1 protein-coding gene is annotated in these 580 nt (G+C 48.1%); it reads left to right on the top strand.

Translation table 11 applies throughout. The features are described from left to right. Positions 1-580 (top strand): ATP-binding protein (locus KIV40_RS26575; RefSeq protein WP_285352177.1); only part of this gene is annotated, 580 nt, incomplete at both ends.

Genomic DNA, 580 nt, shown 5'->3' with positions numbered 1-580 from the left:
GTCGAAAGGCATTCAAGAGCTTGAGGAAGACAGAGCGCTATTGATGGCGGGTATCAGTCATGACCTGCGTACGCCATTGACTCGTATTCGTTTAGCGACGGAGATGATGTCGCCGGAAGACAGCTACTTAGCCGAAGGTATTATCAGTGATACGGAAGAGTGTAATGAGATCATCAGCCAGTTTATGGATTACCTAAAACCTGTTGACCGTAACTCGTTCCAAGCTGTGTTCTTAGAAGATATTGCTGGTGAGGTGGCGAGCTCTGAGGGTGGCTATGAGGTAGAAATTGAAACTGACCTCGCTTCTAACATGAAACCCGCTTTGGGTAACCCAATTGCCATTAAGCGCGCTATCAGCAACTTAGTGGTTAACTCCCTACGCTATGGTAATGGCTGGGTTAAAGTCACTACGGGTATGACCGCGGATAATAAGCTCGCTTGGGTGACTGTTGAAGATAATGGCCCCGGTATTCCTCAAGATCAGATCAGTAAGCTGTTTGAACCCTTCACTCGAGGCGATACCGCGCGTGGTAGTGAAGGTACTGGTTTAGGTTTGGCGATTGTGAAGCGCATTGTCAGT

Source organism: Vibrio sp. D173a, from assembly GCF_030248475.1.
Note: the sequence above shows the minus strand (reverse complement) of the source record. Positions and strands in the feature narration are given on the sequence as shown.